This is a genomic window from Amycolatopsis echigonensis (assembly GCF_014174495.1).
GTDB lineage: Bacteria > Actinomycetota > Actinomycetes > Mycobacteriales > Pseudonocardiaceae > Amycolatopsis > Amycolatopsis echigonensis.
In genome coordinates, this window is sequence record NZ_JACJHR010000160.1 from 1 (window position 1) to 8981 (window position 8981).

The 8981-nt window shown below is 71.9% G+C and carries 8 protein-coding genes; 3 read left to right on the forward strand and 5 right to left on the reverse strand.

Annotated elements, in window-relative coordinates; genetic code table 11:
• Positions 1-217 precede the first annotated feature (217 nt).
• From H5411_RS49160 to H5411_RS48235, 5 genes are all read right to left on the reverse strand, one after another.
• Positions 218-838: a response regulator gene (locus tag H5411_RS49160; protein ID WP_244194783.1), complete on the reverse strand. Its 621-nt coding sequence runs from the start codon at positions 836-838 to the stop codon at positions 218-220.
• A gap of 11 nt (positions 839-849) precedes the next feature.
• Positions 850-2469 carry a GAF domain-containing sensor histidine kinase gene (locus tag H5411_RS48230; RefSeq protein ID WP_158242513.1) on the reverse strand — a complete coding sequence of 540 codons (1620 nt, stop codon included), beginning with the start codon at positions 2467-2469 and terminating at the stop codon, positions 850-852.
• A 93-nt stretch (positions 2470-2562) separates the two neighbouring features.
• On the reverse strand, positions 2563-3489 hold the full coding sequence (locus tag H5411_RS45080) for a polysaccharide deacetylase family protein (protein WP_101438428.1): 927 nt from the start codon (positions 3487-3489) through the stop codon (positions 2563-2565).
• 30 nt (positions 3490-3519) lie between these two features.
• On the reverse strand, positions 3520-5829 hold the full coding sequence (locus tag H5411_RS45085) for a penicillin acylase family protein (protein ID WP_244194782.1): 2310 nt from the start codon (positions 5827-5829) through the stop codon (positions 3520-3522).
• Positions 5819-6286 (reverse strand): YncE family protein, encoded by a 468-nt coding sequence (locus tag H5411_RS48235; RefSeq protein ID WP_244194781.1) that lies wholly within the window; start codon positions 6284-6286, stop codon positions 5819-5821. The genes H5411_RS45085 and H5411_RS48235 overlap by 11 nt, the downstream gene beginning before the upstream one ends.
• A 481-nt stretch (positions 6287-6767) precedes the next feature.
• On the opposite strand from H5411_RS48235, the gene H5411_RS45095 reads away from it, so the two are divergent.
• The 3 genes from H5411_RS45095 to H5411_RS45105 all read left to right on the forward strand — a co-directional run.
• Positions 6768-7739 carry an AAA-type ATPase lid domain-containing protein gene (locus tag H5411_RS45095; protein ID WP_244194780.1) on the forward strand — a complete coding sequence of 324 codons (972 nt, stop codon included), beginning with the start codon at positions 6768-6770 and terminating at the stop codon, positions 7737-7739.
• Between the two features lie 122 nt (positions 7740-7861).
• Positions 7862-8449, forward strand: a complete 588-nt coding sequence (locus H5411_RS45100) for a TetR/AcrR family transcriptional regulator (RefSeq protein ID WP_101438425.1) — start codon at positions 7862-7864, stop codon at positions 8447-8449.
• A partial coding sequence (locus H5411_RS45105; RefSeq protein WP_463672095.1) for an oxidoreductase occupies positions 8446-8981 on the forward strand: 536 nt, incomplete at its 3' end. The genes H5411_RS45100 and H5411_RS45105, both read left to right, overlap by 4 nt.

Below are 8981 nucleotides of genomic sequence, written 5' to 3' on the forward strand. Positions count from 1 at the left end.
TTCTTCCGCAGCCGTCAGCAGCGCGGTGGTGCCCTTTCCCGTCGTTGGGCCGCGAAGTCGACGTCCCCGATCGAGCGGGTCCGCAGCGGCAGAGCAGCCCGGGGCGCCAACGGAACTGCCTGCAAGGCGGCGGCTGCGGCCCCGAGGCCCTGGAGCCGCTCGGTGGAGGCGACCACTGGGATCCGGCTGTGCCCGGGCAGGACAGTGGTGAGCATTGCTAGTCCAGTAGGTGCAGGTCCGAAGCCAGCCGGACCAGCTCGGCGCGGCGGTGGACGTTGTGCCGCCTCAGCATCGACGCGATGTGGTACTTCACCGTGTGCGGGCTGATGTGCAACTGCTCGCCGATGTCGTAATTGTTCTCCCCACGGCCGATGCCGCGCACAATGTCCAGTTCCTGCTCGCTAAACGCGGCCGATGAGTGTGCACTGTGGACCCTGCGTTGCAAGAGCTCGTTGGCGATGCGGGGTTCGAACCAGCTTCCGCTCGCCTTGATCTCGCGCAGGATCGCCGGCACCCGGCCCAGCGAGGTCTCCTTCAGCACGTATCCGGACGCCCCTGCCTCGATGGCCTGGGCCAGCAGCTCACTGTTGCCGTACGCGCTGAACAGCACCACCGACAAGTCCGGGTGCCGCGCAGTGAAGGTCCGGCACAGATCGATCCCATTGCCGCCGTCGCGTTCGCCGATGCGCAGATCGAGGATCGCGACGGCCGGGCGCAGCCGGTCGACGAGGTCCGTGCCGTCGGCCACCGTCGTGGCCCCACCCAGGTACTCGAGGTCAGGCTCGCGATCGGCCATCGCCCGCAGGCCACCGTGAACCACGTCGTGGTCGTCGACCACGCAGAACCGGATCACTGCTCCCCCGTCCCGACGCGCCCCTGGGTGGGGACCGTCGCCGTCACCGTCGTGCCGCGGCCCCCGGCCGGTCCGACCGCCAGGCGGCCGCCCAGCCGCTCGATCGCCGCTCGCATGGCGCTCATCCCGAAGTGCCCGGCCACCGCACCGCAGGTGGCCTCGTCGAACGTCCCGTCGTCGGTCACCTCGATGCTCACGACGTGCGGCCCGGTGGTCACCACCCGGACGGTCACGGTCGCGCCCCCGGAGTGCCGTTCGGCGTTCGCCACCGCTTCCTCCCCCACCTTCACCAGCGCGCCGGCGACCTCGCCCGACAGTTCGACGTCTTCGCCCTCCAGCTCCAGGGCCCGCCGAACACCGCGGTCAGGCAGGCGGTCGACGCGCTCCAGGACCTCCGACGCGTACGTCGCGGCGGGCGGGCCCACGGCGACGAGGGAGCCGAGTTCGCCGCGCAGCCGGATCATGCACGACTCGGCCGCGCGCGCGATCGCCGCGAGCCGGGAGGCGGTGTCCGGGTCCTGCGCGGTGAACCCCGCCTGCTCGGCTTCGAACCCGATGGTGACGAGCCCCCGGACCACCGAGTCGTGCAGGTCGTAGGCGACCTGCTCCCGGACCGTCCGCTCGATCGCCGCCAGCCGGTCGCGTTCGGCGAGCCGTCGGCGCAGGCCCAGCGAGGCGTGGCCGGCGAACTCTTCGAGGAGGTCTTCGTCGACCGGGGTGAACGCGCGCATGCGCCGGTCGCCGACGTAGAGCACCGCGGCGATCTCCGGGCCGACCGTCACCGGGACCGCCATCGCCGAAATGATGCCCTCGCCCTTCGTCTCGCTGACCGGCGCGGCCTGCAACCGCGAGTCGTCGGCGTAGTTCGCCGAGCGGATGGGCTTGCCGACCTGCCGGGCGAGCCCGCCGAGGCCCTGTCCGAGTTGCACGCGCAGGCTGCGGAACGCCACGGTCCGGATGCCGAGCATCTGGTCGAAGACGAACGTGCCTGGCCCGTTGTCCGGGACAGCGAGGTAGGCGACCTCGGATCGCAACAGGTCGCGCGCCGACGTCAGCACGGCCGACAGCGCGGCGGGCACGTCCGAACCGTCGACGGCCGCCTCCGCGACCAGCCGGGCCGCGGCCCGCAGGTCACGGTCGAGTTGCCCCGCGCCGGACCGCCTCGCGTGCCGCAGTGCCCGGACGATCGCGGTGCGGTAGTGCCGCCGCAGGGCCTCGTCCGCCAGCGCCCCCGGTCCGGGCACCGGCACCCCGAGGTTCCCGACGACGACCACGCCGGTGCCGTGGGCGTCGCGCCACGGCACCGCCACGCTCCCCTCGAGCCTCGCCGTGTGGCGACGCAGCTGGGAGTGGATTTCGAGCTGGGCCAGTGCGGCTGGTTCCCGCCGTGGCAGCGGTCGGCTGGTGACCACCGGCTCGTTCGGGAGGAACGGGTCGCCCCAGCCGGAACCGGCCGAAAGGACCGTGAGTGGTGCGCCGGCTCGCCGCGGCTGGTAGAGGACCACGCTGAGGTCGGCGCCGAGGAGGGCCTGGATCTCGTCGAGGATCGGGCGCAGGCCGTCGTCGATCGCCCGCAAGCCGCCCCCGTCGACGAGGTAGTCCACGAGCACCGTCACCTCCCCTCCCCACCAGCGTCGCACACGACCGGCCGCAGGCCTCGCCGTGGGGCCCGGACCAGCGGCTACACCGGTCCGGGCGACCACCCGGGATCAGCCCTGCCGCGCCCAGCTGGAGTCCGCCGGGGCCGGTTCGACGCCCCGCACGTCGGGCAGCGCCTTCAGCCGCTCGTCCTCTTCGTCGTCGACCCAGGCTTGGGCGATCTCGTCGCAGGTGGCGAACCAGACGCCGTCGCGGGCGACGATGTGCTCGATGAGCCGTTCGTACCAGAGCATGTTGTGCGCCTGCCCGATGATCTGCGGGTGCACGCACGAGGCGAACACCGAGTTCGGGACGCGCTCGTAGGCGTAGTCGAAGATGTCCCGCCAGCGCCGGAAGATCGTCTCGGTGTCCTGCATGCCGGTGGACGTGCCGGTGTAGCCCAGCGGTGGGAAGTCGTCGAGGTACCAGTTCACCGGGATCTCGAGCACGGAGCTGGCCGGACCGGCCACGTTGCCCTTCTCCCAGTTGATCTGCCAGCGCTGCGGGTGGTGCGGGACGAGGTCGCGGGCCATCAGGCTCGTGTCGTAGCGGAAGCCCGACTCTTCGATGATGTCGAGGGTGTTCTCGCTGTAGTCCCAGTAGGGCGAGCGGTAGCCGGTGGGGCGCAGGCCCAGCACGTTCTTGTAGGTGGCGAAGGCCAGGTCGACCAGCCGGCGCTCGGTGTCGCGGCTGATGCCGGGCGGGATCTCGTGGTAGTAGCCGTGGTGGCCGATCTCGTGCCCGGCCTCGACGACGTCCTTGCACTGCTCGGGGAACGTGTCGACCGAATGGCCCGGGACGAACCAGGTCGTCGTGACGTCGAACCGCTTGTAGAGCTCCAGCAGGCGGGGCACGCCGACCTCGGCGCCGAACTGGCCGCGCGACATGAACGAGGGGCTGGGCCGGTTGAACCCGCCGAGCCACAACGACTGGGCGTCGAAGTCGGTGCCGAGGTTCACGGCGATCTTCTTGCCGGGCGGCAGCTGCAGGTGTCCCATGTGTCCTTCTCCTTCAGGGGATGATGACGGTCAGGCGGGCGGGTTGAGAGCGATGACGGTCTCGGCTTCGGCGTCGATCCGGTCCCGGGTGTAGAGCAGGGGGAACGCCTCGCCGCGGCTCCACGGCTCGAACAGGTCGGTCAGGTGCGGATCGTCGAGCCGGCCCGACTGCCCGGGAGCGTTCATCGCGAGCGAGGAGTCCCACTCGCCGACGTCGACGACGATCCGGAACGTCGCGCCGGCCGACTGAGCGAAGTTCGGGCCGTAAGCGGTGTTGCCGACGGTGTCGCCGCTGCCACCGCGGGGCAGCGCTTCCGTGGCGAGCCGGTCCGCCGAAACGGTGCCGAGCAGCGCCTTCAGCGGGTGCTGGGCCCGGGCCGTGTGCAGGCGGCCCCACTGCCACGCGTCGCGGTCCGGCCCCAGCAGGCGCTCGAGGTCCGCGACGGCCGCGCGCAGGGTCTTCGCCACGATCTCCGCGGTGTCGGCGTCGTCAGCTTCGAACAGCTCCAGGTCGACGCGCGCGTCGGCGAGCAGGTCTTCGGCGGGCGACACGCGGGTGGCGGCCTCCCCGGCCCGCTCCGCACCCACGAGGGGTTCAAGGGCGCGAACCAGCAGGGCGGGACGCAGGTGCCGGCGGTACCAAACCTCGAACAGCGCGGCTGCAGCACTCTCCGGCGAGAGGACCGCGTCCCAGCCGGTGAGCAGGTCGAGTCCGTCGGCGCCGACGGGCACAGGCAGCTCACGCAGGCGCGCCACGATCCGGCGCGCGGGCACCGACAGGAAGTCGCTCTGCAGCTCGACCATGCTCTCCGGCGTGGCGTCGGTGGTCTGTGACAGCGCTTCGTCGATGCGGTGCTTGCGGTAGGGCGCGTACCAGTCGTAGGTGATGTGCCGCTCGGGCGGGTAGTCCGCCGGCAGGTTCATCTCGTTCGCGGTGGCCAGGAACCCTTCGGCCGGATCGACGGCGCCGGGCAGCTGGTCGGTGTCGTAGAAGCCCGCCCACTCGAAGCGGCCGTCGCCGGGCACCGGCAGGGTGCCGTCCCAGTTCGGCCGGATCGGGGTGAGGCCGCCGGTCTGCCACGCAATCCGGCCGCTCGGGTCGGCGTAAACCTGGTTCTCGGGCGGGGCGCCCCAGCGGTTCATCGCCGCCGAGAACTCGTCCCAGTTCCGGGCGCGCATGTAGTCCATGCTGCCGAGGTAAGGCGCCATGCCGGCTTCGAGCCACGCGGCCCGCACCGCGAACGCTGCGTTCTTCTCCGGATCCTGACAGACCACCGGGCCGTGCCGGGTGAACAGCAGCTCGACCTCGACCTGCTCTCCCCCGCGGACGGCGATCGTCTCCGTCACCCGGCGCATCGGCTCCCACCGGCCCTCGTAGCGGTAGCTCACCGGGTCATCGGGGTCGGTTTCGTAGACGTAGAGGTCTTCCTGGTCGATCGCGAAGATCGTCAGCCCGAACGCGATCCGTCCGTTGTGGCCGATGGAGATGCCCGGCAACGCGGGTTCCCCGCCGCCGATGACATCGAGCCCCGGCGCGCTGAGGTGGGCGATGTAGCGCAGCCCGGGCAGCGCCGCGGCCGCGCGGTGGGGATCGTTGGCGAGCAGTGGCCGACCCGAACGCGTCCTGGTCCCCGCCAGGACCCAGTTGTTGCTGCCCTCGGGCAGCACGTCCCCCTGTGGGTCCTCGGGCGCGGGCGGCCCGAACGCGGGCGGTGTCGTGGCGAGGTCGTAGACGCGCAGGACATCGTCGGGGATCGCGTCCAGGTCGAGCCCCTCCGGCACCTCGACGGGTCGCCACGGCTCACGCCGCCGACGCAGCTCCTCCGCGTCGCCCGGCAGGTCGCGCAGGGTGCGAGCACGCGCGACTTCTTCGCGGACGTTGTAGAACAGCCCGTGACTGCGGATGCGTGCGACGTCTTCCGGTTCCCACAGCGCGGGTTCGTAGCCCAGCTCACGGAACTCGTGCGGCAGCAGCGACGGGTCCTCGCGCGTCAGTTCCACGAACGCGTTGACGCCTTCCACGAACGCCGTCGTCGCACGCTTGGTGTCCGAGCCGTAGGCCAGCCATTCGCGGCGCATGTCCCCGCGGTAGAGGAACAGGCGGGCAGCGCGGTCCCGTTCGACGTGCTCCGCGCCGAACACCTCGGCCAGCCGGCCGAGACCGCGCCGGCGCCAGAAGTCGATCTGCCACAACCGGTCCCGCGCGGCGTTGAAGCCCTGGGCGCGGAAAGCGTCGTAGGTGGTGGCCGCGTAGATGTGCGGCACACCCCAGCGATCCACCACGATCTCCGCGGGCGCGGTCAGCCCGGGCAACGTGTGGGAGGTCCGTTCAACTTCCACCAAGGTCTCCCGTCTCATCGTCGAGTCGACCGCAGTCAAGCAGCCAGCCCGGTCGCCGTGTCGGCAGAACTTCACGGCCGGACAGCAGCCCGCGACTAGCCGTTCGAGTAGCGGAGCGGCGCCCGACAGCTCCTCCCGGGGCCGATTCGCACCGGCCCGCAGGGGTGAACGGGTGAAACCTTGCCCGGCCGGCCACTCCGACTCGGCCGAGCCGATAGGTGTCGGCCCCGAAATTCGTCACGTAGGCGCGCGAGCCGACCACCGCGACGCCGAACGGGTGCAGGCCCATCGGAACCGTGGCCAGGGTGGAGTACGTGCGGGCGTCGATCACCGAAACGGTGTCGGAGAGCTCGTTGGTGACGTAGACCCGGTCCCCGCCGGGCGCCGCACCCGCCCCGACCGGCGAGCGGCCGACCCGGACGGTGGCGACCACCTCCTGCATCCGGGTGTCGTACACGGTGACGTTGTCGGGTCCCGGTGTTCGCCACGAACACCTGCACCCGCGCCAGGTAGGCGTGCGCGGCCGGGCAGACGCAAGCGGCGACCAGCGTCGGCCCCCGATGACGTGACCGCTTCGAGCGCTTCGAGCGCTTCGACCGCCCCCACGTCAGGGCGAAAATCTTGCTCTGCCGGCACTCCGGCAGACCACGAACCTGCTGACAGCCATAGTCTCCTCCGCTTAGCCCACCATGCGGTCGCGAAACGGCATCACGGGCCATAGTCATGATCGCTGGAAGAGCACGCCGCTCAGGCTACGGACCCGACCGCATAGCTCACGTGGATGCTGTCGAGCCGGGTACCGCCCGGCTCGACAGCTGCCTCCATGGCGCCAGGGGTGACCTGTTTACACGACTGAAGCACGCTACGACGTCACGGACCGGGCGGCGCTCATCACCCACACGAAGGACATCGCGGGCTCACCACGGCCGGTCACCGTCGTGGCGGACCTGCCGTCCGGGCTCGTCGCCCGGCTGGAGTACCGGCCGGTGTACAGCGGCTCGACCCTCGCGGGCGGGGTGTTCCGGGTGAAGAACCAGTCCGCCGCCCGGTCCACCGCGTGCCAGACCGACCTGCAGCCGCCCGGCCTGGTCGGCGGCAGCTCGCTCTGGCGGCAGGGCTGCGCCGCCGCCGCGAGCTTCGCCGCGCGCAGCTGGGCCGCCCTCAGCGGCGAGCCCGGCACCGGCAAGACCGCCGTGGCCCACGCGGTCGCCGTCCGCCACGGCCGCCGTGCGCTGCTGCTCGACTGCGCCGGCCTCGACGACCGGGCCGCCAAGGTCCAGGCCCTGGCCGACGACGTCGCCGGCGGCCGGCCGCCGGTGGTGATCCTCCAGCACGCGGACGCGCTGACCGGCGAGGCCCTGCAGCGGGTGGCCGACCTGCTCACCACCTGGCAGGCGATGCCCGCGGACCAAGGCCCCGCCTGGGTCGCGGCCACGGTGCGCGACGAGGCGCCCGGCCCCGACGTCCAGCTGCAGCTGATGCCGTTCTTCACCCGGGCGATCGACATCCCGCCGCTGCGGCACCGGATCGAGGACCTGCGCCGGCTGGTCCCGCACCTGCTCGGCCGCCACAGCAACCAGGACGTCGCGGTTTCGGACACGTGCCTGCGGCAGCTCATGCGGCTGCCGTGGCCGGGCAACGTCCGGCAGCTCGACCAGGTGCTGAGCGAGGCCTCCCGGCAGCGGCGGACCGGCACCATCGAGGTCACCGACCTGCCCGCCGAGTGCCGCATGTTCACCCGCCGCCAGCTGACGAAACTGGAGACGATCGAGTACGAGGCGATCGTGCGCAGCCTCGCGGCGAACGACGGCAACAAGGAGCACGCCGCGGCCGACCTCGGCATGTCCCGGGCCACGATCTACCGCAAGATCCGCGCGTTCGGCATCGTCCCCGACCAGCGCCGCGGCTAGCCGGGCACTGCGCGAGCCCGGGCGCTGCCGGGCCATGAGCGCGGTCGACGACCGGGTCGTCGATCCCATCAGTGATTCAATCAATGCTTGAAACCGACCGCGTTCGATGCTCTACTCGACGCATGAAAGCGACGGTGGACTCGACTCGCGACCGGTTGCTGGCCGCCGCGGAACGGCTGCTGCTGACCGCCGGCTACGACGACGTTTCCGTGCGGGGGATCTGCTCGGCCGCCGGGCTCAACCCGGCCGCCGTGCACTACCACTTCGGCTCCAAGGAAGCGTTGGTCGCCGCGATGCTGGAAGTACGGCTGGCGCCCGTGTGGAGCGGCCTGCTCGACGACGTCGAACGCCGGCGGCGGGACGGGTGGGTGCCCGCCGCCGCGGACCTGGTCGACGCCGTCCTCGCCCCGCTGACCGAACAGGCCGCCGACCCCGTCGGCCGGCTGCGGCTGCACCTGCTCGCCCGGGTGCTCTTTTCCGGCCAGCGGCTGCCTTGGACGTCGCCGTGGTTCAGTCTCGATCCGTGGATCGGGATGCTGCGCGCGGCCCGTCCCGACCTGACCGGGGAGCAGGCCGCCACCCGCTGGGTGCTGGCTTTCCAGCTGCTGCTGCAGGTGTTCGGCGCCCCGGGCGCCCCGGCGCCGGCCGAGCCGCGGCTGCCCGCCGAGGCGGTCCGGTCGTTCGTCGTCGCCGGGCTGGACGCGCCGTGAGCGCGCCGGACGTCTTCGCGCCGACCTGCCTCGGCCCGGTCGAACTGCGCAACCGCGTCATCAAGGCCGCCACGTTCGAAGGCCGCACGCCGGACGCGCTCGTCACCGACGAGCTCATCGAGTACCATCGGCGCCCGGCCCGCGGTGGCGTCGGGATGACGACGCTGGCCTACTGCGCGGTGTCGCCGGAAGGCCGCACCGATCGCCACCAGATCTGGATGCGTCCCGAAGCCGTCCCCGGGCTGCGCCGCTTCACCGACGCGATCCACGCCGAAGGCGCGGCGGCCTGCGCGCAGATCGGGCACGCCGGGCCGGTGGCGAACGCGGCGTCGAACCGGCTGCCCGCGCTGTCGCCGACCCGCTGGTTCAGCCCGCTCGGCCTGCGCCCGACGCGCGCCCCCACCCCCGCCGACCTCGACCGCATCGTCGAAGCCCACGCGAGTGCGGCCCGCACCGCCCTGGAATCCGGGTTCGACGCCGTGGAAATCCACTTCGGACACAACTACCTCGTCAGCTCGTTCCTCAGCCCACG

Bases quoted from the DNA above. Each gene is read 5' to 3' on its own strand.
- H5411_RS45100 (WP_101438425.1), top strand. From the start codon at position 7,862: ATGAAAGCGACGGTGGACTCGACTCGCGACCGGTTGCTGGCCGCCGCG.
- H5411_RS45080 (WP_101438428.1), bottom strand. From the start codon at position 3,489: ATGGGACACCTGCAGCTGCCGCCCGGCAAGAAGATCGCCGTGAACCTC.